The following is a 23,708-nucleotide window of genomic DNA, read 5'->3' as shown; positions in this document are numbered from 1 at the left end:
TCATCAAACGCTCCACGTTCCGAATCACCGAACGCTCGGAATCGTCAAACGCAAAACGTTCGGCCGCCAATTCAGACAGTCATTTCGCTCTCGCCAGGGATCTAGCAACAGCCCGAACTGCCACCACAGCAACCCGAGCCACCGGACACTGGCAGCGCGGCCTTCGGCTTCGTCGCAGTGCTGGTCCACATCGCCAAGTTCTCTCGCGATGGGTATTCACTGCGGCTGACAACCCGATCGTCGACGATGACCAGCGGCAAGCACTCAACGCCTTCGTCGGTGAGCATCTTCTGGACGACCGCGTTGCTTGCGAACTCGGCAGGATCCTGGGCCAAGTTGAACCGCACGACCTCGTGCCCCTCACCTCGGAGCCAATCCAGGTCAGCAGAAAACTTCGGCAGGACAGGATCAACCTGGGGACCGCAAACGCCCGTCGAGCAACACATCGCTCTGTCGTAAATCTGAACTTTGGTCATCACATCATCTCCAAGAATAAGAGTATCAATAGTGAGTCGTCACAACGGCCATCAGGGCAAACATCGCCGAACGCGATCTTGCCCCAATCGATAGACAAAAAACAACACCTGGCGACCGAAACCAGCACGAGATCGTCCATCGCCGATGGACGCTAATAGCGAGTAAAAAAACGTCGTCACAATTCCGCGACGAGCGATTTGAGCTGGTCGAGTTTGTCATGGTTGATGCAGTAACAAACCTTAGGACCGTCGACTTCACCCTGGATCAGGCCGGACTCCTTAAGAATTTTGAGGTGCTGAGAAACCGTCGATTGAGCCAAGGGCAGACAGTCCACAATCTCACCGCATACGCACGCCTCGCGACCGATCAGCAGCCGCACGATCTGAACGCGAGCCGGGTGTGCGATCGCCCACGCCAGTTTCGCAAACGTCTCCGCTGTCGGATCCGCGTGCAGCTTCACCGGCGTCGAGTCACAGTTTTTTTTGGTAGATTGCTTTGCCATTGAATTCCTTTATCGTCCATTCACGATAGACGATATCGACACATCCGGCAATGGTTCATCAGCCAAAAACTTGGATTTCCCGAGCAGTTTTGTTCTGTGCAGCGTCGCAAATCGGAGGCTCCTTCATTGAACTCACGCGAATGCTTGCTGGCTTCACATCTAGATAATGGATGCCAAGGAGCTTTCAACACAAGGATGCCGGACTCGACAAGAGCCCAGTCCTCTGCGTCGAAAAACTCGCAGACTGCTGTCCAAAGAGCTTTTCCAGACGGTTCTCTGGAGCGATCAAGTTGGCCCCGCGAACGCACTGGTTTATGATGAAAACCACCCCCGCACCATTTGCAAATGGATAAGGACGACAGATGATTGCCATTCCGAAGCCTCCACAACGCCGCAAGCAACCTGATCCGCCGTGGCCGATCGACGCACACGCCAGTATTTTTGTGCAAATTGTCCAAGCTTCTGGCCAATACCTCCGCCATCCCTCAACTTTGCAACTACCTGGCCCTGATCCATTCAGCTCTGGCATTAGTCAATCCGGTCCCTGTTCGCCCTTCGGTACTTCGGGGCTGGGAACGAAGCCCACCTCTGAGCTGACCTATTCGCTGTTTCTCAATTTCGAGTTTGGCAACCTCAACCGCTTTCCAATCGCTTTCGATACCGTGGTGATTCGCTTCGATCACGCACCGGTACCGCGAAATGACTGGGATGTGATTGAACAAGCGACCATTTTCACCGAGAGCGGAAGGTTCGAGTGCAACTTCTCATATGAACGCGTGAATTTCAGAACGTCTCCGTCTGGAGAGAAACCAATGCAGTTTCAAGTCGAAAGCCGCGAGAAGATCGGCCTGCCTGCGTTTCCGTTGGGAGCAGTTCGCAAGATTGAGCAACAGCATGCCACGCGTTTCATTCTCCAGCTCTTTCATCGGGAGGTGGCCGTGTCGCGGCCAATCGTTGCCAGCATCCCTCATGAGGTCCCGATGCCGGTACGTGACCTGGGGCAACACGGCGTCAGACAATTCGAAGGCCTTCCCATTCGCTTTTCACAACACTGAACAGTGGCAATATCAACAGCCTGCGATCTCGTTGGGGACCGCAGGCTGTTTTACCGATCGGGCAGCTGTTCCATCAGTAAGCATTCTATCTACCCGGAGCCCGAGGCGAGACAACGGATGGCACCAACGATCCAGAGAAAGAGCATCAATTGGTTGCTACCGACGACATAGACTGTGAGTCCCGATATGGTCAAGACTCCCGTACCGATCGTGCTTGAGACCACCACGAAGATTGCCGTCATCAAGCCCAAACGTGGTCCGCTTGGCAGCACGTAGCTAGTTCCCTTTGTTTCAGGTGCGGACGCCATCGCTAGCCCTTAATACCGACAACGATATAGTGCCGAGGCATGGACTCACGCACCACCTCAACCCGAAAGCCGACTGATTCGAGTTGCTTGGTCACTTGGGATGTTGACAGTCGCATCACCTTTGGTGGCCCGACCTTCGCATCAACTGCATAGTCCACCACTACAAACCTGCCACCACGTTTCAGCCCCGCAAACACGTTCTTGGCATAGTCTACTTGCTTATCCAAATGAAGCCACGTGTCCAGCATCAGCACACTGTCGACGCTGCCCGTTTGCAACTCCGGATCGTCGTAACCAACTTTCTTCGCCACGAGTCTGGCCGGCCCCAGGTCAACACTCTGATCGTTCAGGTATGCGACCATCTCCTCTGAAGTATCGATCGCGATGACTGTGCCATCTTCACCGACCGCCTTACTCAATCGAGCCACCATGTAGCCGGTTCCCGCACCGATATCAGCAACAGTCAATCCCGGCCGCAAAGCCAGTGCCGCAACAATTTCGTCCGGGTGCTGCCACTTGTCGCGATCTGGATCGTTCCACTTTTTCGCACGCGTTATTGGATCGGCAAAAAAGCGTTCGACATCCTCTGCACTCGGAAGCCCTTGCTGTTGTGAAGGAATTGCTTTATTGAGTTCTTGCTCGTGTTTTTTGTCTTTATGCCCTACAACGATGTAGTGTCTTGGCATGGACTCCTTCACCACCTCAGCTCGAAACCCTGCTGATTCGAGTTGCTTGGTTACTTGTTCCGGGGAAAGTCGCACTTTTTCTGGTGGACCAACGCCTGCATTAACTTCATAGTCGACAATCACGAACCGCCCTCCATGCTTCAAGCCGTCATGCACTCTTTTCGCATAGGCTTCTCGACCCACGACGTGATGCCATGTATCGAGTATCAAAACGCCATCAACACTCGCTGGCGGCAGTTCAGGATCGTCAGAACTAACTTTTCTTGGCACGATCGTCGCTGGGCCAAATTTCGACTTGTGTGCGGTTAGGTACTCAACCATCGCAGGCTCTACATCAAGGGCGATGATCGTTCCGTCTTTGCCAACAGAATTGCTCAGGTGCGCCACCATGTAGCCGGTTCCTACACCGATGTCAGCCACTGTCGCTCCCGGTTCAAGGGACATCGCCTCAACGATTTGATCAGGGCGCTGCCAAATATCGCGTTCCGGGGCATTCCACTTCTTCGCAAGTTCGGCAGGATTGGCAAACGCATGGCAATGTTCGCCGCCATCATGCATGGCTGGTTTCTCCTGTCCCCCGTTGTCTTGGTGTGTTGGCTCGTGATCGACCGGGGCGTCGTTGTTGGCGTCAGCCATGGTAGATTTCTCTTGCTGGCTGCATCCCGCGATGCTAGCCGCAATCGCGAAGAACATCAAAAAAACAGCAAAACTATTCATGACAGTATTACCTGTTAGCACTGGGGATCGCTGGGATGAACCCGGCGGGAGATGAATTTCGTATCGCCACTTCAGTCTTGAGCACAACGCACCCAGATCGACAATCTGGTTTTGTTCATTCTGATCTGTTTAGGCATAAGCCACCCAGCCACGAAAAGCGAAGCCGACGTAGAACAGACTGACGTTTGACAATCCTGCCTCTCGCAGAATGGCCTCGTCCTCTTCGGGAGTGAGGATCGACAACTGGGTATCGACTGCTTCGCGAGCTTTATTCACGTTTTCGGATTCGACACCTGAGCTGACTGCAAAGGCTGCGTATCGCGACAGCCACACAGCCCGTTCTCCATCACCTTGCGGAATGCTCAGATGGGCCACAACGAGTGGGGCGCCGGGTTTCAGACGTCTGCGAATTTCGCTCGCTATTCGCCGACGTTCTTCACGCTCGGCAAAGTGCATCGTCAGGATGCAAGTTGCTGCATCGAATGGGCCGTCAGGGGCAACGTCAATAAGGCCGTGGTGCAATTGAACGCGTGATGCAATTGGCCCCATGGTTTGTTCGGCCAACGCCAGCATCTCTGCGGACGGATCAACTCCGTCAAAAGACCAGCTGGGCTGAGCCTCTGCAAAAACTTTCAGCTCCAATCCGCCGCCTGCCCCGACTACGAGGACGCGACCATTTTCCGGGACTCGCTCTGCCAAGAGCAAATTCGCCATCCGTTGCATGCCTGAAAATCCCGGCACGAATCGTGGCGGACCTTCGGTGTAACGTGCGACTGCATCGATGTCGGAGAACGCAGTCTCAGCGAAGTATTTATCCTCATCCATGAGTATCACCTTTCGATTTGCTTTTACGGCCACGAACAACGATACGGGCATGGCAGTCCGCGTTTAACTTGGCGAGCGTTACATCGCCAAGCCGGGTGAGCAGAAGTTCTTCGACCTCATCAAAAGTTTGTTGCAGTGCCGCATTGACCGCCTGTTCAACGAGGCACTCTGGCGACTCGGTGCGATTTCCGATCGCAAGTAGTGAAGGACTGCCAACTGCTGTGTAGATATGCCGCAACGTTACCTTTGCCAGATCGCACGAAAGCGTCCATCCGCCGCCATGCCCCTTCTCCGATTGCACATAGCCTTGCTTCCGAAGCCCCGCCATTGTGCGACGCACCACCACCGGATTGGTGTCCATCACCTTCGAAAGGTCCGCGGACGTAACAGGCCCATCACGCTCAGCGAGGTGGAGCAGAATGTGAAGCACGCCAGAAAGTTTGCTATCGCGTCTCATGCAACATATGATATTACATGAAGCAACTGGCGTCAAGGGATCTCATTTCTGGAATCGTGATAAAGCGAAGATCCCCAAAAAAGCTTGAGATCGAACGCCCCCTTGATGCTCACGGGCAGCAGGCCGAGCAAGAACTAACTCGGTGATCCCCATCAAACGGGAGCAGAACTGCCAGGAATCCCTCCGTCAGCTACAACTGCAGTCGTTTCCTGGCTGCTGCGAGACAGACTTGTTCTTAGGCACATTGCGGCGTGACTGCTTGACGTAGTGGGACCAGGAAAGCGATGGCAGACGAATCGCGGGCGATGACGCGACCGACTCGAGATGGATGGGGGATGACATTTGCGCAAACGCCGTCTGCGCAAACTGAGATTCCGTTTCGTTCGGCAACAATTGCGCAGACGCTGTCTGCGCAATTCCAAGATGCTGGAAATCGCGATAAAATCGGCGGAATTGCTCGACGGATCGCTTCGAAAAACCCCGCCCGAGTGGTTTAGCGTCGTGATAATTTCAAGTTGCGGCACTAGCATCTTCATCGCCACCTGCGTCAGCGTGTCGTTCTTGGTGACCTTCTTCTTCAGCGTGTCCCGTCGCTTTGCGCTATTGAAGAAGAACGCATGCCGCGAAACCAAGGGACGAAACTCGTAGGGCAACTCCAACTCCGTTAGCCACAGCGAAGCCTTGTCCGTACGAAAATCCGTGTGCGCCAACTGGACATCGAGCAACCAATTCTCATTATCCTCTGGCGGTCCGCCCGATTTGAAGACAAGGAATTTCTGCTTCGGCTCTTGCCGCAGCATCCGAAACTTCAGACCGAACTCGTTGTTGACGATTTCGGCTTTCTCAACGCCGGCGACATCAATTGCTTCAAAATCTTTGCGCAACGAGTCCTCTTCGTCGTACCAAAACACGATGCGGTGCTTGGTGAACAGCTTTTCGAGAGCCACTTCGATTTTGGATTTTGGATTGTCGATTGGGTCATGGTTTCTATTTGTTGTTGCTTGATTTTTGCTAATCCCAAATCCAAAATCGCTCAGGCGGCCCGGATACGAGCTTTCACCAAACGCATCAGCAACTCAGCCTGCTCGAACCGATTCAGTTCCTCGCGAGTTTCTTCAGTGAGTTGATTCTGACGATTCAGCTCTAGTAATTCCGACGCTCGATCCACCGATGCTTGCGAGGGATGGAAATCGACGATCGTTTGCGGCGTAGGAGCCGAGGCAAACAACGTCGCAATTTCCTCAAAAAGCGTCGATGGTACGTGTGCGGTACTCATTTGGGACTTTCGATTGTTTCATGGGTGCTAGCTGTCGTTCCTAAATTTCGCGTTCAATCCGAAATCGCTAATCCACAATGATTAGTCTCCTACTGAATCGGATCGGACGCCAATACCTCGCATCCGTTCTTGGTACCCCGCCTCGCTCCACCTGTCACGAAACGACTTGCGGTATTGCTGGGGCAAACTGGATGGCGTCGATCCGAGGCGATTCAGGATCTCCTCGAGCGAAACTCCTCGCTCCTGGCGATGCAGATTACCCAGCACACGATAGACGATTCGGTCGGCGGACGAGATCAGGTACTCGTCGCGGGAGGCGAACAAAAAAGCGAGTGATTCAGCCTCACCGTCGTCGAGTAACTCCAGATACTCCGTATCAAACTGACTGCGAAAATCTTCAATATCCGACTTGTCGACGGCAAACACCCGAACTGTCCCAGAAGTGATTGCCGAACTGAGGTCGATCCGAACGCCATTGGCATCATCGAAGCGAACTTCAACCTTGGCGACAATCTCCGACAGATAGACATCGCAGCGTTGGAGGATCAAATCCCAGCAATTCATCTCATGCAGTTGAATGACGACGCAGGCGTCAAGAATCAATAATTTCAATCTCGACACCGTCGTCCTCCTGCCAAAATTCCTCCGCTCGCTCTTCAATTAACTTCATTGCCTGACGCCGTGTCATTCCCATGTACTGCGCAAACTTGCCGGTTCCAATCAGCCCCTTATCCATCGCTTCAATGGCGAGGGCCTCAAATCGCAGTGGCCGTTTCGGTGGGGGTGTGTTCTTACGACTTTCCCAATAGTGCGTTCGACCCTTGATTCGTTCACTCAACTTCTCTGCGGCCTCTCGATTGACGATACCCGCATCCTTCATCTGCCAAACCAAGGCGGGCACGGACACCGCGAATTGCCGAGCGATGTCAAACAAATCATCAAAGTCGAGAGTCTTCTTGTCTCGCTGCTGCCTTGCGATCGCTGTCCGCAGTGCCTCCGAAGGCATCAGGAGATGCCCTGCAAAGCAATTTGCAAATTGCTCCTCGCGTTTACCGGACACCTCAGCCGACGGTGATCCAGGCACACGAAACACTTTCCAAGTCAACAAATGAAACAGTTCGTGCGCCAGATCGAAATTGCGTCGCCAACTGACGTTGCGTGAGTTCAACAAAATCGCTGCGCCGAAGCGTTCCGATAGCGTGCAAGCGGCTGTCCCGGTCGGCTCAAACTCCAAGAAGAAAACCTTCACCCCAATGACATCTTCTAAGACTCTCAGCAGGACCTGCCCCGGACGCTCGCCGAGCGCGAAACGATTGCGAAATGTATGCGCGAGCGACTCCGCTTTCGCAAACGTGAACGATTCGGCTGCCCCTTTAGCGAATTCCAGCTGGGGCGGTTCAGGATTGCCGCAAACCCGTTCGAGTCGGTGAAATTGCTCTGCCAATTCGATCAATCGAACCTGAATGGTTTCGGGCGATGATTCCGTTGGTCGCTCTCGCCACAAAACGACCTCGGGTTCAGGTTCACCAGGCTGATAAAAAAAGTCCGTGCTGCGATGCAGTACTTCCGCAATCTGAACCATCTGCATGGCCGAGGGCCCACGCTCGCGGCCATCACTTTCAAACTCGGAAATTGTGGAAATTCCAATGTCCGTAGCCTCAAATAGCTCTTTCTGGGTCATCCCAGCCGCTTCCCGAGCCCATTTCAGGCGAGTCCCAAAGCTCATTTGATGTCCCTCCCAGACAACTCCAATTTCAGTTTCCAGAACTATACACTTAGTTTCGTCTGTTTCTAGGCCCGAAAAGTTCTGGAATTCCGAATTCCATCGGTTTTTGTTGAGAAACTTGCTGCATTTCGGAATCGGGGAGACGCTAATCCGGTACGGACAGTTCGCCGAATTGGCAGTCGTAAAGAGCGAGGTATCAAACGATCCTCTAAGTTGCCAAGTCGAGGTGTGTGCCAAGATAGTCGGCAAAGCTGAAATCTGGCATTCTGATCCGGCGGCTGAAGTCCTCCATCCAGATCCCGCTTGCGATTTGTAACGCGTTGACGCGGCTAGGCGTCGGTCGCGGTGCGAAAGAGGGCGTGTTGATCAAGAATGCGGAAGTGTTGGAAGTGATGGAAGTGATGGAAAAGGTCGACACGATCGTGGTCGACAAAACCGGAACACTGACTCAGGGACGGCCCGAGGTCACGGCAGTTGAGACGTTCGGCGATTGGAGCGAGAGCGATGTGCTGGCATTGGCGGCAGCCGTTGAAGCTCAGAGCGAACATCCGTTGGCTCAAGCGGTCGTGCGGCGAGCGAAGACGGATGAATTGAATGTCGCCGAGGCTACTGATTTCAACAGCATCACCGGCGGTGGCGTTCAGGCTCGTGTGGATGGACGGGATGTATTGATCGGCAACGCTGATCTACTTGTTGAACAGGGTGTTGCGGACGTCGACTCGGGACGCGGTCGTGCTGGATCGCATCAGTCCGAAGGGGCGACTGTGGTGTTCGTTTCGATTGACAATTGTTTGGCTGCGATCCTGGCGATCACGGATCCGATCAAAGAGAGCACGCCGGCGGCATTGAAGACGTTGCACGAACTTGGCCTGAAGGTCGTGATGTTGACCGGCGATGCAGAGCCAACAGCGAAAGCGGTGGCGGCGAAGTTGGGCATCCACGAGTTCCATGCCGGCGTTTCGCCTGAAGACAAGCACGACTTCGTTCGCAAGCTGAAGAACGAAGGAAAAATAGTCGCGATGTGCGGCGACGGCATTAACGACGCACCGGCTCTGGCCGAAGCCAACGTTGGCATCGCGATGGGCACCGGAACGGGCGTGGCGATCGAATCCGCGGGCGTGACGCTGGTCGGCGGTGACCTTCGCGGAGTCGCGGCGGCCGGGAATCTGAGCCGAAAGACGATGAGCAACATTCGTCAGAACTTGTTCTTCGCATTCATCTACAACGCACTGGGCATTCCAGTCGCAGCGGGGCTTCTCTATCCCGTCTTCGGCGTCCTGCTCAGTCCGATGATTGCAGCAGCGGCAATGAGTTTGAGCAGCGTGTCGGTGATCGCGAATGCGTTGAGATTGCGGGCGGCAAGGCTCGCATGACGTATTTCCGCCTTGCACATGCAGGGTTCAGCGTGCGACCACCGTAGAACCTTCCCCGTCTAACGCCCGACGGTCTTGGAAGCTAAAATCCGGTCTGAAGCCGCGTATTTGTATTAAAAGTTCTCTCCATGCTCTCAGACGACGAGAAAAAGAAGCTCAACAATCGACTCCGGCGTGTCATCGGACAGGTCGAGGCGGTTGGTCGTATGATCGAGGAAGAGGAATACTGCGTCGACATTCTGATGCAGTTGTCGGCCGCGACGGGAGCATTAGATAAGGTCGGGCAGATCGTTTTGGAGCAGCACATCAAGTCATGTGTGAGCGATGCGATCGAGAACGGTGACGCTGCCGATCGGGATGAGAAGATCGCAGAACTGATCAAGATCTTCCGTAAGTATTCCGACTGAATGCTGTCCCAGTCGGCTGGGGACTTCTCAAAAAGTTTTTTGAGATTCTCTATTCTCGCCGTGAAGAAGCGACGGTGTCACGCATCCAAAGAGCATCAAGAGAAGGATTCCTATCCGAATCCCCAGGTGCTCTTACGGAATCGTGGACCATGAACCGCCGTCGCAACAACACCACCGCTCGAGTCTTTGCCGCTTTCGCGGTGATGGCGGTTTTGTTGGCAGCGTCACCGGTGGTTCGGGCGGCCAAACCATGTCCTGGTTCTCATCACAAAGCGTGCTGCTCAACGCAGCCTGCCGGTCATGGTTGCTGTGACGGTGGTGATTCATCGCACGAGTGTCCCTCGATGGCTTCGTGCGAGCCAACGGCGTGGCTGCCTCCGCGAACGACTGGCGAGGAACCCACGCCTCGCGGATTGATCGACAGCGATTACTCGCGGATCGTTTGGCAAATCGAATCGGTGTCGTTCGGCCGACCGATCCAGTTTGCTCGCTCCAACTCCCTGATTGAACAACACGTTCGTCTTCAGATTTAGCCGTTGGCAGTGCTTCGACCTGCGAGGCCAGAGCCAATCTGAATCAAAGATGTTTCCTGCTTGTTACCCAATAGGTGCATGTCGATGTCGGCTGCGCCGCCAACCTTGGAGTTCCCAAAATGTTAGCGACTGTATTCTCTGCTGTTTTGTTTGCCGTCTCGTTCGCTCCCGCAAGTAATGTTGACGCTGCCACTGCAGCCAAACCGACCTGCTGTGCGAAACACGCCTACTGCTGCTCGATTAAAGCCGCGTGCTGCGGCAAGAACGCTGCCAGTGTAAACGAGCCTGAAGCGTCGCGACTGATCTAGTCGCACGTTCTCCGTTTGAATCGTTCATCAGCCGAGCGAGACGATTGTTTCGTTCGGCTGATGGCGTTTGTTCCTGCCGCACCCAAGAGATTCTTCCTTGTCGTTCTCATCAAAGACCATCACCAAACGTTGGCATCGGTTGCCAATAAGTCGCCAGCTTCTTTTTTTGGTCAACCCCATCTTGATCGGCTTGGTCGCTGTCTTTCTGGTCGGCGACTATCGCATTCGAATGTCCCGACGGATCGGCGAAAAGCAGATCTCGCTGACCGAGGAAGCTAAGACGATGTACGAATCGTTGTTGGTGACTGAGGTCGGTGGAGGCGAGGCAATCCAGGACTTGGTCGACAACGTCTGTGCTCGAATGAACACGGATGATTCGCCTGGTCACCATATCGCTGCGGATTGGCGTGGATTTCCGTTCCAAGCCGTCTCGCACGGACACGCGTCTGATCAAATGCTCGCGGCAATGAAGGCGGAAGCAAATGGAATTGCCGGCAAGATGCCGGAGATGCCAACGATCGTGGTCGGCTCGTTCAGCGGCCCGGGGGGCACGGTGTATATCTCCGAGCTTCGTTCGGCGGTCGTCGACGCAACCCGGCAATCCTTGCTGCGACAGACAATTGGAATCATGGCGATGGCTGCGATCGCACCGGTGATCGTCAGCGTCATGCTGCGGCAATTGATCGCAAAACCGATCGAGAAACTGGTTTCGGCCCTGCGATTGGTTGCATCCGGCGACCTTAGCACGATCGCACACACCCGCAGTTGCAAAGAGCTGAGCTACCTGGCAGACCAGATCAATTCGATGACCGAGGCGCTCGCCCACGCTCAACGCGATCATCGCCTCCACATGGACAAGGCTCGCCAGATTCAACAGAACCTGCGACCTGACCTGACGAACTTCGATGGTCTCGACGTCGCGGAACTGTTCGAGCCAGCCGACGACGTTGGCGGAGACTACTACGATGTGATTTCGTTGCCCGATGATCGCCATCTACTCTGTGTCGCAGATGTGTCAGGACACGGAGTGCCGGCGGCGATGGCGGCGACGCTGTTAAAGGCTTTCGTGTCCGAAGCAGCGAAGAAGTCATCGAGTCCTGCGGAGATTCTGACTGACGTCAATCAGCGTTACTGCGAATATGTGGTGCTGGGGCACTTTGCGACGATGACGCTGCTGGTCGTCGATCCGAAGAACCAACGAATGACGTACGCCAACGCCGGCCACGAGTTGCCATTTGTCCAAATGGGCGAGGAAACGCCGGTCCGTTTGAACGTCGGTGACTTGATCTTGGGAGTCGGAGAAGACACGCGTTACGGAGAAGAGACGATCAAAATTGACGGCCCCGCACGCATTGTCATCGTCAGCGACGGAGTGACCGAAACCTTCAATCCGAGTGAAGAACAGTACGGCACCGATCGAATCAAGCAACTGATGAGCCAAGTTCCAACGTCGACCGCTCGCGAGCTGGTCCAAGAGTTTGAGACATCGCTCGACGCCTTTCGCAATGGTCGCAAAGCGTTCGATGACACGACGCTCTTGGTTGCTCAGCTTTCGCGTTAGGATTCATCGCCAGCGTAGCGGCTGATTTTGAAGCCGCTGGTTTCTGGCAAATTTGCGTATGTTGCTCGGCATAGTGGGCCAAACCGAAAAAGCGATACTTGAGCGACGTTTTGGAAGCCCATTCGGTCGACTGCTTTTAGAGCTCGATAGTTGGAGCCTTCGGTGGTTAGCACGAGCGTTTGGATTCCATCGGTTTACAACTGGTCAGCCATCTGGCTCATGATGGCTGCGTAGAGGCGACGGCCGCGGTAGGTGGGAAGGACCAACACTTGGAATACGAACGCAGCATTGTCGGCCAATTGGATTTGCAAACCGGTTTCAGGTTTGCCGTCGTGGTTCATGTCGCCAGGAACATTTCCGTAGGCCACCCACGCGAACCCGGCGAGTGAATCGGACTGGAACGCTGCGAAGCACTTGGCGTGTCCGGTAGCCAGCAATTCAAAGTCCCGTTCTGGGATTTGGTATTCCAGTCCGTGTGCGTGCGAGCGAAGCCGATCGGAGGAACACGACTCGATCGTGTATCCATCGGGGATGGGTGTTCGCGGCAGCTGGTCGATGGGGGGATTGGTAAAATGACAGATGTTCGCAATCGCGAGTCGCCGCATCGCTCGATACAGCAACCACCGTAGCGAGCGAGAGGATGCAATCTTCATTGGGAGGATTCCGCAAGCGTTAGTGACAACAGCTGCCACCGCCTGAAGACGATCGAGGCGGCGCTGAACTGGGAGCAGCGAATGAGGAACGCGGTGCGGGTGGTTGATAGTCTGTGTCCATGTCGACCGACGTGTCGTATTGAATGTTGGCGGCGGCCTGCTCGATATATTGATCTACAGTCATCACCGGCTTGTCGTTTCGGTTGCCAGCCCTGGGCAATGATTGGCATCCCGTGGATAGCAATGTGGTGCTTATGAGCGCAGCGGTGGCGCAGGATTTCCATTGAGATTTCATGACGACGTCCTTGTCGTGAGTTAAAACAAAACAGGCAGGGACGGCGTGGTGACGTCATCACTTGCGTGAATCAGACGCGACACCGCCCCCGCGTGTGTCAGAAAGGAAGCGAGCGGCAAACTTGCTGTCTCGCTCCCGAGTGGATTAACGAATGAATGGAGCTTCGACCCCTTGCGATTTCAACACCGCCAACCACTTTTGCGGTTCTGCGGCGATCTTCTTTGCGCAACCGGGGCAGCAAATGTAAATCGCTTTGCCTGCCGCGTTGACTTTGTAGGGTCCACCCATCGCGTCGAGCGGTTCATCCATCACCGGGCACTTCTTTTGTGCGGCGATGAAAGGTGCGTCAGCAGAAACGACCTGGAAGATGCCTTCGCGAACTTGCTCGGTTCCCGCTGGAACGGCTGAGGCGGTCGCTGTGCTCGATTGGTCGTCACCGTAGACCATCGCAAGGTACTTCGCCGGTTCGGCTTGTATCTTCTTGATGCAACCTTTGCAGCACAGGTAGATCGGCTTATCGCCAACCATCACTTTGATCGGTGTGCCCATTCCACCGAGCGGTTCATCCATCACGGGACAAACCCTCTGGGTAGCGATTCCGGCTGCATCCGCTTGAGTCGCCGTGGTGACCGTGATTTGCGGACGACCGGCGGCGTACTTGGTTGGGTCTGATTTGACGGCGCTCACGCAACCGGAACAGCAGACGTAGAGCTTTTGTCCGTTCACATCGACGGCGACCGGATCACCCATGCTGCCTAGCGGCTTGCCGCTGACGGGACAGATCTTTTGGCGTGCGATTGCGGCGGCGGCCAGTTGTTGTTCGCTGGCGGGGACCGTGGCGACTTCGTTAAAGCTCACCGTGCTGGCGGTGATGCCGACCAATTGAATGTCGACGTCGATTTGCCGCCCAGCGAGTTGCGACAAGTTCACGGGAGCCGTCAACGCTCCTTTGCCGTCGGGCAGTAAGTCGTAGCGATAGCGTTTCGCGTTGCCTTCGACTCGCACTGACACGGCACCGCGTCCTTGATCGACTGAGATCGGCTTGCCGGTGCGATCATAGACAAACATTTGCATGCCGCCTTGGGAAACGATGGTTTCGATTTGCAGGTTTCCCGTTTGCTTCAAGCTGCCGCCATGTGGTCCGGCTTGAGTCACCTCGCGAGCCTTCGTCATGCTGGGCATCGCGTGGTTGTGACCGGCATGGTCGTGTTGCGATTGGATGGTTTGCCCAAACACAGTCGATGCGGACATCGCGAGCGAGCAAGCGGTGATGATAAATGTTCGTTTCATGGGAGAACTCCGTTGTGAAAGTCAGGACACAATCCGTATGGTCCGTCGATATTGGTGAGGTTGGTTAGTTGGATGCCCGAGTCGAAGGTTTCTTCACGAGCAAACGAAAAGTTTTATGCCGCTTTCATCAGTTCCTCCTCGGGCATCGCTTCGGTTCCGTCCCAAAGCTCGTCTTGAAAACCGAATCGCATCTTCAATTCCAGATAGCCGCAATACAGCGTCGGCACGATGAACGACGTGAACGGTTCGGCTAGCATTCCACCGAACACGGGGATCGCCATCGCGCGGGCCACGTCGGCACCGCGGCCGGTTGCGATCAAGACTGGGACGAGCGCTGCCAGCGTTGTCACGGTCGTCATCATGCACGGTCGAATACGTTTCAGGCCGGCTTCGTAGACCGTGTTGCGGATGTCTTCGACCGATTGAACTTTTCGCTTCTTGAGCAGTTGATGGATATAGGTCGCCATCACCACGCCATCGTCAACGGCGAGGCCAAACAGTGCGATGAAGCCGACCCAGACCGCCGTGTTGAGTTCCACGCCCATCGTTGCGACGGCGATCATGCCGCCGGCGAAGGCGACGGGGATGCCCGAGAACACTGCCAGCGAGATCGCGAAGTTGCGAAACTCCATGTAGATCAACAGCAAGTTGATGCAGATGACCAATGGAATGATCCACATCAAACGAAGGTTTGCTTCAATTTGATTGCGGAAGCTGCCGACGGCTTCGAGCGAATAGCCAGCGGGCAACGACAACCGATTTGGGTTGGAAGCGGGAAGCGACTGAGCGTCTCGAAGTTGTTCCTCGATCGCGGCGACCGACTCCAAATCGCCTTTGCTGCCATTGGCCATGAAAGAGACGTGAGCGACCAGCCGACCGTTTTCGCTGTTGATGGCACCAGGCCCCCAGGTCGTTTCCAACTTGGCGAGTTCTTCCAAGGGAACGACGGCACCGGAGTGCGTGACGACCGGCAGTCTTTTTAGTCCATCTATTTGTTCGCGAAGATCTCGGTTGTATCGAAGCCGCACGGGATATCGTTCGCGGCCTTCAACCGTCTTGATCAAATTCATTCCGCCGAGTGCCGTTTCGATGACTTGGTTCACCATCGCCGCATTCATGCCATACCGCGACGCGGCTTCGCGATCAACGGTGAACTCGACGTAAGGTTTACCGAGCACGATGTCAGGATTGACCGTGCCCGCGTTGATGAGCGGCGACTTCTTCAACTCGGCCGCAACGTTCATCGCGGCATCGGCGAGCGTGTCCAATTTGTCACCGTAAACGCGAATCGCCATCGGTGCCTTGATACCGGATTGCAACATCACGACACGGCCTTCGATCGGTTGAAGAGCCGACGCAGGCGTGACGCCGGGTAACGTGGCCACGCGATTGATCTCGTCCCAGACATCGCGAGCGGTGACGCCTTCTCGCCATTCACTCTCGGGCTTGAGCATCACATAGGTTTCGATCATTGACGCTGGCGCAGGATCGAGAGCGGACTCAACACGGCCGATCTTGCCAAGCACGTCTTTGACTTCGGGAATCTGTCCGATCAAAACGTCCTGCGTCTGCAGAACCTGCATCGCTTGCGAGAAGCTGGCCGCCGGATAGAGCGTCGGCATGTAGAACCAACTTCCCTCGTCCAGCGCGATCCAGTCGTCACTCTGCAAACCGGTAAAGACGTGTTTCGCATCGACGTATCCGGGGAAATCATTCAGTTCGGCTCCGAACCAATTCGCGACCTTTTCGACCGGACGCAGCACCGTTGGCATGCCGACAAACGCTCCGACACCGATCACCAGCAAGATCAACGGGAACGATAAAGCGAACGCTTTGTGATTGAGAGCATGACGCAGCCTCGCCGCATAGATCCAACGAACAAAGCGGCTTGACGGGATTTCTTCGATGGGACGAATCCGTTCTCTCATCAATTGCCAGCCACCAACGAATCCGACGATCGTTGCGACCACGGTGACGATCCAAGTCTCGATGTCAAAACGCTCGGCCAATCGTGATCCCCACATGAAGTGCGAGGCCGAGCCGAGCAAGCTGGCTAGCGAAAGACCAGCGACCAGGGCGGTACTTTTGCGGCGGACCGAACTGCGTAGCATCAGCCGGCACAACGCTGGCACGATTGTGACCGCAGCGATCATCGCGGCGGCGATCGCGAACGTCTTGGTGTAGGCGAGCGGTGAGAACAGCTTGTAATCGCGGCCCGTCAGGAAAAAGACTGGCAAGAAACTGACGATCGTTGTCGCCACCGCGGTCACGACGGCCGGTGCGACCTCAACCGTGGCTTCGTAGACTACATCGGTGCGAGATTGTTTCAATCGCGATTCGTCGCTGCCGGACTCCCAGTCGGAAAGGTGCTGGTAGATATTCTCCGACACGATGATCGCCATGTCGACCATCGTTCCGATCGCGATCGCGATTCCCGCTAGCGACATGATGTTCGCACCAACGCCGACCACTCGCATCGCGATGAACGACATCAGTACAGCAGCGGGCAAACAAATCGCAACGACAAAGCTACTGCGGACGTGCAGCAAGAACAGCAGGATGATGATCGCCGTGATGATAATTTCATCACGCAACGCATGTGTCAGCGTCGCCATTGTTTCATCAATCAAGCCACTGCGATCGTAAACGCCATGAATCGTCACGCCTTGAAGTGACGGCGTGATCGCGGCGATCTTTTCTTTGACTCGGTCAATCACAACTCGCGGGTTTTCGCCGTATCGCATCACGACGACACCGCCGACGGCTTCGGCCCCGTTGTAGTCCAACGCCCCACGGCGGAAGTCCGGGCCGATCTGGACGCTCGCAATATCACGGACGCGAACGGGAACGCCGTCGCGTTGCATGATGACCGTGTCCTCGATGTCTTCGACGGCTTTGTTTTTGTCGCCACCCGAGCCGAGAAAACCCTTGCTGCGAACGATGAACTCCATGCCCGTCGTTTCGACGGTCTTCGCCCCTACATCCACGTTCGATCCCTTGATCGCCATCGCCAGTTTGTCGAGAGAGACGCCGTGGAATCGAAGTTTGTCGGGATCGACTTCGATTTGATACTGGCGAACATAACCACCAATCGAGGCCACTTCGCTGACGCCTTCGACGGCTTGCAGTTCGTACTTCACGACGAAGTCTTGCATGCTGCGTAGTTCCGCCAACCCCAATCCTTCCTCGGGTGGCTGAAGCGTGTAGTAGTAGACCTGCCCAAGTCCCGTTGCGTCGGGACCGAGCTGCGGCACGACGCCATCGGGCAACTGCGATGCGGCACTGCCGAGCTGTTCGCTAACGCGGCTGCGTGCCCAGTAGAAATCGATTTCGTCTTTGAACGTGACCTGCACAAAGCTGTAACCGAACATGCTCTTGCCACGCACCGACGCAGCACCCGGCACTGCCAGCAACGAAACGCTCAGCGGATACGTGACCTGGTCTTCGATGTCCTTGGGCGAACGCCCCGGCCACGGCGTTAGCACAATGACTTGGTTCTCGCCAATGTTCGGAATCGCGTCGATCGGGATCGACTTGAAACTAACCCAGCCAGCAATGCTCAGTCCGATCGTTAGCAGAACGATCAGCCAAGGTTCTTTGACGCAAAAGCGAATGATAAAATTAAGCATGGTTCGTTTCCTTACTGCACCGATCGCGCGATTGAGGGAGTTTTGCCAACCGGCATCACCATGTCTTCAACGACCTCTCCGCACGTCAACATTTCGCTGCCCCAATAGGGGTTCGCCAAGTCGCCGCCAGGCTGCATCCAATCGCCCCCGCCGCCGGGAACCATGGGGCAGTAATAGTGCGTCAGGTTCATGGCCGTCTTCGGGCCACGAGCGACCGTTGCGGCTCGCAGCATCGCATGACTGACGCCGCGATAGGCTTCGCGAGCCGTTTCTAACGATCCGTCCATACGTGATGCCGCACGACGAGCGATTGCGAACTTGCGTTGAGCTTCATCGGGAACGCTGGCCGACATCTCCAGTTCTCGCAGTCCCTCGATCATTGTGTTCAATGCGACCGGCGGAGGCGTCTGGTCAGCCGCCATCGCACACTGAATCTCAAAGTAGGCGTCGTAGGCTCGATCAAACTGCTTGCCAGCGTAGACCGCCAACATCACAGGGTTGGATTTTGGAAGTTCCAACGGTCCTGGAGAGTAACTCGGAGCCTTGGTTGGGTCCATCAACGATGGGTTGCCAGCGAGTTGCATTTGCGAGTCGATCAGGAAATTGCCGCCCGTGGCAACGGTCTCACCGGCGGAAAGTCCTTCGATGATGACCGCTTCCTTGCGATTCATTGGGCCGATGGTGACACGGCGAATCTCAAACCGTCCCGGTTCCGTTTCGACATAGATCACACTGTTCTCGCCGGCCAGCAAAACCGCGTCGCGAGGGACCGTGACGACTTGCTGCATAGGCAATGGCTCCGACGAGAAACCGAGTTGCGATGTCGGCACGAGGTCCATGTCACACAAGGGGCATGTCCCCGGCTCGTCACGGATCACTTGCGGGTGCATGGGGCTGATGTACTTGTTCGCCAGCGCCGGATCGTAGACCTCGTCCATTGGGATTGCGGGTACAGTCACGCGTGCGGTCGCGTAGTCGCCCGGTCGCAATTTGCCGTCGAAGTTCATGATTTCCACACGCACACGAACGGTTCGCGTTGTCGGATTGACGGTAGGGTCGATGAACGCAACACGGCCCGTGAAGACTTCGCCGGGCATCGACTGAATTTCGGCTTCGACTTGTTGCCCGAATCGAACTGAAGACGCGTCGTCGGGAAACAGATCAAGCATCAACCAAACGCTGCTTAGATCGGCGACACGGTACAGTTTGTGGCCGGTCTTCACGTAGTCGCCGTCGACGGCTGACTTCTCGATCACCGTACCGCTCTGAGGGGACTTGATGCGGATACGTGACATCGGCTTGCCGGTTTTTGCCAACAAGTCGATCTGGCTTTGCGTCATCCCAAGCTCGGCGAGGTTCTCGCGGGCCATCTTGTTGAGGTCACCTCCTGAGATTTGAAAACGCCCAATCTTGCCGTCGCTGTTCATGCTGGTGATGAACTCTGTCTGAGCGGTGTAGAGTTGCGGGCTGTAGATCAACGCTAGGTCGTCGCCTTCGTTGACTTTCACACCGGCATAGTTGGCGTACATCTTTTCCAGACGGCCGTCGATGTAGGCACTGATGGTCGACAAGCGGCTTTCGTCAAAGTCGATCGAGCCAATGGTGCGGATCGTGCGATTGACTTCGCCCATCTTCGACATCGCGGTTTGAATACCGACCAATCGCCGAGCGGCGGATTCAATCGTGACCGAGATGCCATCGCCGCCTCCGCCACCAGTCGCTTCGACTAACTCCATCGCGCAAACAGGGCAGCGACCAGGTTCGGTTGATGGTGGCGTACACATCATCGGACAGATGTATCGTTTGTCTTCGCCGCCGCCAGCTTCCGCGACGGCTTCGCCTTGCCCGCCGGAAAAGCCATCCGCCGTCAACCACTTCGTTCGCTGTGCGACGCCGAGCAGAAAGAAGATCAGCCCGACGACTACGACGACCGTGGCCGCTTGCGCGCCGGTGCGGACCAGCCACTTCGTACCGCCATCACTCTCCTTGGCCGTTGGCTCTGCGGAGACTTGGGGTGGCGTTGTTTCGGTCCTGGTTTCCGTTGGCGCGTTCTCGACCGGCGCGGTCACATCCACGCTATTAACTTGGTCTTCAACGTCGATGCTGTCGGGTTTGCTGGGCTCATCCTGATTCATAAAATTGCTCACGGCGGTTGCCGGCGTAACGCGATGGTTCCATCCATACGCGTTCAGCGTAGAGGCGACCGGCCGACGACGCATGCAAGGCACGAATCGCCGACCGGTCAGTTGCTTCCAGGCTGTGACCGGTTCATTGTTTTGGGTGACGCGATCGAATCGCGTTGGGGTTGCATCTGGATGGGCTTCGCAACCAATGAGCGCGCAGCATCATTCGCTTGGGAGCCAACTGGGAGTCGAAGACCTGCGAGCGCGCAGCTCTCCTATGAAGACGCCGTTAAATACGCCAGATGCAAAGAAACCGCTGAGAGAAATGCGGTGAGAGGTCGCCGATTGGGAGACGTGATGTCGCGGGATTTGAACGAGCCACAAGACCCGTGTCGGTTGCGACGTGATCCAAATACGCGATCACCACAAAGCTGCGAACTTGAGGAGCCGGAACTCGATGGGGCAACGGCGCGACAGGTTCAGAGTGAATACCACACATGCACGATGAAATCGTTTCTTGTGTCAGCGACTCGTTGTCAGTCTTGGGCGGCTCCGGCACAACGTCGGAAATCGCTCCGAACAATTCGTCGACCTTCGGCTTGCCGGTCTTCTTCGTGCAGCAGCTAGCGGCGTTGTCTTCGCTTCCGCTGCAGCAACCGCACAGGTCGCCATCCGTTTCGACTTCGCAGCTCTTGCACGCGGTGCAGACCGTTTTAGCGTCGCAACACGCGCCATTTCGAACGCCTTGAGCACATGTTCCCTGCGCAGCCACGATCGCCATCGGCTGAATCACTATTGCAGCGATTAGACAAAGATTGACGGCGGTACGAATTAGGGGGGAGTGGCTCACTGTGACCTTCCGAAAAGTATACCCATGCCAGGTATATGAACTGTATCGGAAATCTGGCCGAAATGTTCAATAGGAATTAACCGGTTGGGCAAACTTTGACAGTTGAATTATAGCTCATTAGGACTCGGACGCCATGGATTGGCAATTGCGAACCCCCGACACGAAGCACGCCAAACGCCTTCTATTGGCAGCAATGGTCGCCGCGACAGTGTCTGGCTGCGCGACCGGGCGAGGCGTTTCGTTGACAAAAACGTCGCTTTCGACGCCGCAAGGGACCGCTGTCGCTGCGCAACCGATCCAGGATTCGGCTCCGGAACCCAACGTCCTGAGCGACGTTGATTGGAGCCAAGTGATCGCTCAGCCGTCGTCCACTCCCGTCCAGGCGGTTGGCTACAACGACGGCGACTTCGGCGCATCGCCCGCCGTGTTCGCCCAACCATCCAAGGATCAGAGTGATCGCAGCTTCGGCGAGTTCTTGCAGCTTGACCCGCCTAGAGACGACGACCCGGACGCGATGCCTCAGGAGATCGAGGCGGAGGAGTTAGACGTTGACGAGAAAGACACGGATGACGACGCCAAGGACGATGCCGACGACGCGTCGGATGAAGATTCTGCCGGAACCGGCGAGTCAGACGAAGAGAGCCAAGCTGAAACCATCGCGACGCCAGTCTCCACCGGCCAGCCCGTCGAGTACTTCGTCGGCACCGCGTTGGCACGTCACCCCAAGATCCTTGCCGCACGTCAGCGCGTCTCAGCAGCAACGAACGTCATCCCCCAAGCGAAGGCGTTGCCCGACCCGACGTTCAACAACACGTTCTGGCCACTGCATGACAACGCCCTGCAAACGGCAGCCGGACGCGTCGGCAACCAGATGTCGGTCAATCAAATGGTTCCATTCCCTGACAAGCTGAAAACGAAAGCCATCATCGCTAGTCGCGAAGTTCAGATGGCTCAAACGGAAGTCGACGCGATCGCTCGTGAGATCACCGAGTCCGTGCGGCTGGCGTACTACGAAGTCTGGTTCGCGACCCGAGCGATCAGCATCATCGAAGAAACCAAAGACTTCGTCGCTGACCTGACCGACGTTGCTGAGGCTCGCTACCGCAGTGGCGGTTCGCAACAAGACGTACTTCGCGCTCAACTGGAAACCGATCGACTCGATGAAAAGCTCATCGGGCTTCGCAAACAGAAGCAGGTCGCCCAAGCCGATTTGGCCACACTCCTGCAACAACCCGTCGGCCTGCTTCCCGAAGCGTCCAGTGAACTGGGCGTCACCGACACGCCACAACAGATCGAATCATTGATCGCCCAAGCCGAACAGTGCAATCCGAAATTGCGCGGCCTCGCCTGGGAAATTCAACGCGATCGTGACAAAGAACGCTTGGCATGTTTGCAGCAATATCCTGATTTCAGCGTCGGCCTCAACTGGGGAATCATTAGCGACGGTCACGACGTCCTCAGCCCCGTCGCGGACGGCAACGACAACCTGAGCATCAGCTTCGGCACGACGCTGCCGATCTGGCGTGAGAAGATCAACGCCGGCATTCGCGAAGCCGCCCACCGCCGCAGCAGCACGACCCGCCGCCTGGAAGCCGAACGCGATGAGCTATACGGCAAAATCCGTCGCCTGATCGTGCAAGCGGACGCTCTGGTCGAACAACGCGACATCTACCAAGACCGCATCATTCCTCGCACCGAAGACACACTGAAACTGTCGATCGCTGACTACCGAGGCAAACGCACCGACTTCTTCACGCTGATCGAAACCTATCGCGAACTCTTAATGTTCGAGACTCAGCTCGCCCGCATCGACGCCACCATCGCCGGCACGATCGCCCAGATCGACCGCACGGTGGGATGCCCGTACTCAACGCAATCACCGTGATTTGGCTACCAAAGAGTTTATTGAAAATTCTCTGTGAGAATGTTGCGATCCGAACTCTTCCAAGGGAACGAAGAACCTTACCGGAGTAAAACGCATGAAGAACGAATTGATACGGCTGAGATTTCGAGGCGGTGATCCGTTTGGACGCTCCACAGAGGACGACGAGTCACTTCATTTTCCCGAACAGTTTCCGCAATTCCCGCCGCGCCCGATTCAGCCGTGAACCGACCGTTCCTTCGGGGATGCTGAGCGTCGTGGCGATTTCTTGATAAGACAATCCGTTCTCTTCTTTGAGCGTGAAGATCGCTCGCAGGTCGGGGTCGAGGGCGGCGAGTGCTTGTCGGACAAATTGGGCACGCTCGTCTTGTTCGACGGAATCACTTTGCCTTGAGGTTGGTTCAACCACCAACTCGCTCGTTCGCCGATGCTTTTCTCGTCGCAAGTGTTGCAAGGCTTCGTTGGTCGCCAGGCGGTACAACCAAGTCTCGAACTTCGAGTCGCCACTGAATTGACTGAGCTTGGAAAACGCTCGCACGTAGACCTGCTGCGTTAGGTCGTCGGCATCTTGGACGCCGACCATCCGAACCATCAACCGAAACACCCGATCGCTGGTCGCCTCGTAGATCTCCCGCAGCGCACGTCGATCGCCGGCCGCAGCGGCTTGCACCGTCGGGTCGTCAATCGAATCATGAGCAGGGGGTTCATGCGAAGGCTCCATTTCCGCCATTCTACTCATACCCACCGGGGGTAAACAGGACGTCTATAGCCCGTA

The 23,708-nt window shown here is 55.9% G+C and carries 19 protein-coding genes and 1 pseudogene; 6 read left to right on the top strand and 14 right to left on the bottom strand.

All coding sequences use genetic code 11. The annotated features are described in order from the left end of the window. Window positions 1-101: 101 nt before the first annotated feature. A complete protein-coding gene (arsD, locus tag SH410x_RS02065) occupies window positions 102-476 on the bottom strand; it encodes an arsenite efflux transporter metallochaperone ArsD (protein WP_473674162.1) in 375 nt (124 codons plus the stop codon). A 176-nt stretch (window positions 477-652) separates the two neighbouring features. Beyond that, the gene (locus SH410x_RS02060; protein WP_473674161.1) at window positions 653-979 is read right to left on the bottom strand and encodes an ArsR/SmtB family transcription factor; all 327 of its coding nucleotides are present in this window, start codon (window positions 977-979) and stop codon (window positions 653-655) included. Window positions 980-1,341: 362 nt separating this feature from the next. Here SH410x_RS02060 and SH410x_RS02055 point away from each other — a divergent pair, with 362 nt between their 5' ends. Then, window positions 1,342-2,034, top strand: coding sequence for a hypothetical protein (locus SH410x_RS02055; RefSeq protein WP_473674159.1), 693 nt, complete (start codon window positions 1,342-1,344; stop codon window positions 2,032-2,034). 310 nt (window positions 2,035-2,344) lie between these two features. Here the strand turns inward: SH410x_RS02055 and SH410x_RS02050 are convergent, their stop codons facing one another. The 7 genes from SH410x_RS02050 to SH410x_RS02020 all read right to left on the bottom strand — a co-directional run bounded on the left by SH410x_RS02050 (window position 2,345) and on the right by SH410x_RS02020 (window position 8,029). Continuing rightward, entirely contained in the window at window positions 2,345-3,745 is a 1,401-nt protein-coding gene (locus SH410x_RS02050; RefSeq protein ID WP_473674157.1) for a class I SAM-dependent methyltransferase, read from the bottom strand. Window positions 3,746-3,874: 129 nt separating this feature from the next. After that, on the bottom strand, window positions 3,875-4,570 hold the full coding sequence (locus SH410x_RS02045; protein ID WP_473674155.1) for a class I SAM-dependent methyltransferase: 696 nt from the start codon (window positions 4,568-4,570) through the stop codon (window positions 3,875-3,877). Further along, complete coding sequence (locus SH410x_RS02040; RefSeq protein WP_473674153.1) at window positions 4,563-5,027, bottom strand: Rrf2 family transcriptional regulator; 465 nt, start codon at window positions 5,025-5,027, stop codon at window positions 4,563-4,565. Before SH410x_RS02040 ends, SH410x_RS02045 begins: the two co-directional genes overlap by 8 nt. Window positions 5,028-5,179: 152 nt before the next feature. Beyond that, entirely contained in the window at window positions 5,180-5,974 is a 795-nt protein-coding gene (locus SH410x_RS02035; RefSeq protein WP_473674151.1) for a hypothetical protein, read from the bottom strand. A gap of 86 nt (window positions 5,975-6,060) precedes the next feature. Beyond that, window positions 6,061-6,303, bottom strand: coding sequence for a hypothetical protein (locus SH410x_RS02030; RefSeq protein WP_473674149.1), 243 nt, complete (start codon window positions 6,301-6,303; stop codon window positions 6,061-6,063). An 81-nt stretch (window positions 6,304-6,384) separates the two neighbouring features. After that, window positions 6,385-6,924 (bottom strand): hypothetical protein, encoded by a 540-nt coding sequence (locus SH410x_RS02025; protein WP_473674147.1) that lies wholly within the window; start codon window positions 6,922-6,924, stop codon window positions 6,385-6,387. Then, window positions 6,896-8,029, bottom strand: coding sequence for a helix-turn-helix domain-containing protein (locus SH410x_RS02020; protein WP_473674145.1), 1,134 nt, complete (start codon window positions 8,027-8,029; stop codon window positions 6,896-6,898). Before SH410x_RS02020 ends, SH410x_RS02025 begins: the two co-directional genes overlap by 29 nt. Before the next feature lie 329 nt (window positions 8,030-8,358). Between SH410x_RS02020 and SH410x_RS02015 the strand changes: the two are divergent. The 4 genes and pseudogenes from SH410x_RS02015 to SH410x_RS02000 form a co-directional block, all read left to right on the top strand. Continuing rightward, window positions 8,359-9,402: pseudogene (locus tag SH410x_RS02015) on the top strand (heavy metal translocating P-type ATPase); the annotation flags it as partial. Window positions 9,403-9,530: 128 nt separating this feature from the next. Continuing rightward, window positions 9,531-9,809, top strand: a complete 279-nt coding sequence (locus tag SH410x_RS02010) for a metal-sensitive transcriptional regulator (RefSeq protein ID WP_473670526.1) — start codon at window positions 9,531-9,533, stop codon at window positions 9,807-9,809. Between the two features lie 149 nt (window positions 9,810-9,958). Beyond that, a complete protein-coding gene (locus SH410x_RS02005) occupies window positions 9,959-10,342 on the top strand; it encodes a hypothetical protein (protein WP_473670527.1) in 384 nt (127 codons plus the stop codon). A gap of 405 nt (window positions 10,343-10,747) precedes the next feature. Then, complete coding sequence (locus SH410x_RS02000; RefSeq protein WP_473674143.1) at window positions 10,748-12,211, top strand: PP2C family protein-serine/threonine phosphatase; 1,464 nt, start codon at window positions 10,748-10,750, stop codon at window positions 12,209-12,211. A 194-nt stretch (window positions 12,212-12,405) separates the two neighbouring features. On the opposite strand, the gene SH410x_RS01995 is transcribed toward SH410x_RS02000, so the two are convergent. The 4 genes from SH410x_RS01995 to SH410x_RS01980 form a co-directional block, all read right to left on the bottom strand. Beyond that, window positions 12,406-12,864: a hypothetical protein gene (locus SH410x_RS01995; RefSeq protein ID WP_473674142.1), complete on the bottom strand. Its 459-nt coding sequence runs from the start codon at window positions 12,862-12,864 to the stop codon at window positions 12,406-12,408. Window positions 12,865-13,303: 439 nt separating this feature from the next. Then, a complete protein-coding gene (locus tag SH410x_RS01990; protein WP_473674141.1) occupies window positions 13,304-14,449 on the bottom strand; it encodes a hypothetical protein in 1,146 nt (381 codons plus the stop codon). A 113-nt stretch (window positions 14,450-14,562) separates the two neighbouring features. Then, window positions 14,563-18,078 carry an efflux RND transporter permease subunit gene (locus SH410x_RS01985; protein ID WP_473674139.1) on the bottom strand — a complete coding sequence of 1,172 codons (3,516 nt, stop codon included), beginning with the start codon at window positions 18,076-18,078 and terminating at the stop codon, window positions 14,563-14,565. An 11-nt stretch (window positions 18,079-18,089) separates the two neighbouring features. After that, entirely contained in the window at window positions 18,090-20,213 is a 2,124-nt protein-coding gene (locus SH410x_RS01980; protein ID WP_473674137.1) for a heavy metal-binding domain-containing protein, read from the bottom strand. A gap of 971 nt (window positions 20,214-21,184) precedes the next feature. Between SH410x_RS01980 and SH410x_RS01975 the strand changes: the two genes are divergently transcribed. Continuing rightward, the gene (locus SH410x_RS01975) at window positions 21,185-22,936 is read left to right on the top strand and encodes a TolC family protein (RefSeq protein WP_473674135.1); all 1,752 of its coding nucleotides are present in this window, start codon (window positions 21,185-21,187) and stop codon (window positions 22,934-22,936) included. Between the two features lie 166 nt (window positions 22,937-23,102). On the opposite strand, the gene SH410x_RS01970 is transcribed toward SH410x_RS01975, so the two are convergent. Then, window positions 23,103-23,654, bottom strand: a complete 552-nt coding sequence (locus tag SH410x_RS01970; RefSeq protein WP_473674134.1) for an RNA polymerase sigma factor — start codon at window positions 23,652-23,654, stop codon at window positions 23,103-23,105. Between the last annotated feature and the right edge of the window lie 54 nt (window positions 23,655-23,708).

The organism is Rhodopirellula sp. SH410 (assembly GCF_055811895.1).
The sequence above is the reverse complement of the archived record's forward strand: the minus strand, read 5'-3'. Positions and strand labels throughout refer to the sequence as shown.

Excerpts from the sequence above, each read along its gene's own strand:
- SH410x_RS02030 (WP_473674149.1), bottom strand. The coding sequence starts at position 6,303 with ATGAGTACCGCACACGTACCATCGACGCTTTTTGAGGAAATTGCGACG.
- SH410x_RS02040 (WP_473674153.1), bottom strand. The coding sequence starts at position 5,027 with ATGAGACGCGATAGCAAACTTTCTGGCGTGCTTCACATTCTGCTCCAC.
- SH410x_RS01995 (WP_473674142.1), bottom strand. The coding sequence starts at position 12,864 with ATGAAGATTGCATCCTCTCGCTCGCTACGGTGGTTGCTGTATCGAGCG.
- SH410x_RS02060 (WP_473674161.1), bottom strand. The coding sequence starts at position 979 with ATGGCAAAGCAATCTACCAAAAAAAACTGTGACTCGACGCCGGTGAAG.
- SH410x_RS02020 (WP_473674145.1), bottom strand. The coding sequence starts at position 8,029 with ATGAGCTTTGGGACTCGCCTGAAATGGGCTCGGGAAGCGGCTGGGATG.
- SH410x_RS01980 (WP_473674137.1), bottom strand. The coding sequence starts at position 20,213 with ATGAATCAGGATGAGCCCAGCAAACCCGACAGCATCGACGTTGAAGAC.
- SH410x_RS01990 (WP_473674141.1), bottom strand. The coding sequence starts at position 14,449 with ATGAAACGAACATTTATCATCACCGCTTGCTCGCTCGCGATGTCCGCA.
- SH410x_RS01970 (WP_473674134.1), bottom strand. The coding sequence starts at position 23,654 with ATGGAGCCTTCGCATGAACCCCCTGCTCATGATTCGATTGACGACCCG.
- SH410x_RS02055 (WP_473674159.1), top strand. The coding sequence starts at position 1,342 with ATGATTGCCATTCCGAAGCCTCCACAACGCCGCAAGCAACCTGATCCG.
- SH410x_RS02045 (WP_473674155.1), bottom strand. The coding sequence starts at position 4,570 with ATGGATGAGGATAAATACTTCGCTGAGACTGCGTTCTCCGACATCGAT.
- SH410x_RS02050 (WP_473674157.1), bottom strand. The coding sequence starts at position 3,745 with ATGAATAGTTTTGCTGTTTTTTTGATGTTCTTCGCGATTGCGGCTAGC.
- SH410x_RS01985 (WP_473674139.1), bottom strand. The coding sequence starts at position 18,078 with ATGCTTAATTTTATCATTCGCTTTTGCGTCAAAGAACCTTGGCTGATC.
- arsD (WP_473674162.1), bottom strand. The coding sequence starts at position 476 with ATGACCAAAGTTCAGATTTACGACAGAGCGATGTGTTGCTCGACGGGC.
- SH410x_RS02010 (WP_473670526.1), top strand. The coding sequence starts at position 9,531 with ATGCTCTCAGACGACGAGAAAAAGAAGCTCAACAATCGACTCCGGCGT.
- SH410x_RS01975 (WP_473674135.1), top strand. The coding sequence starts at position 21,185 with ATGGATTGGCAATTGCGAACCCCCGACACGAAGCACGCCAAACGCCTT.
- SH410x_RS02005 (WP_473670527.1), top strand. The coding sequence starts at position 9,959 with ATGAACCGCCGTCGCAACAACACCACCGCTCGAGTCTTTGCCGCTTTC.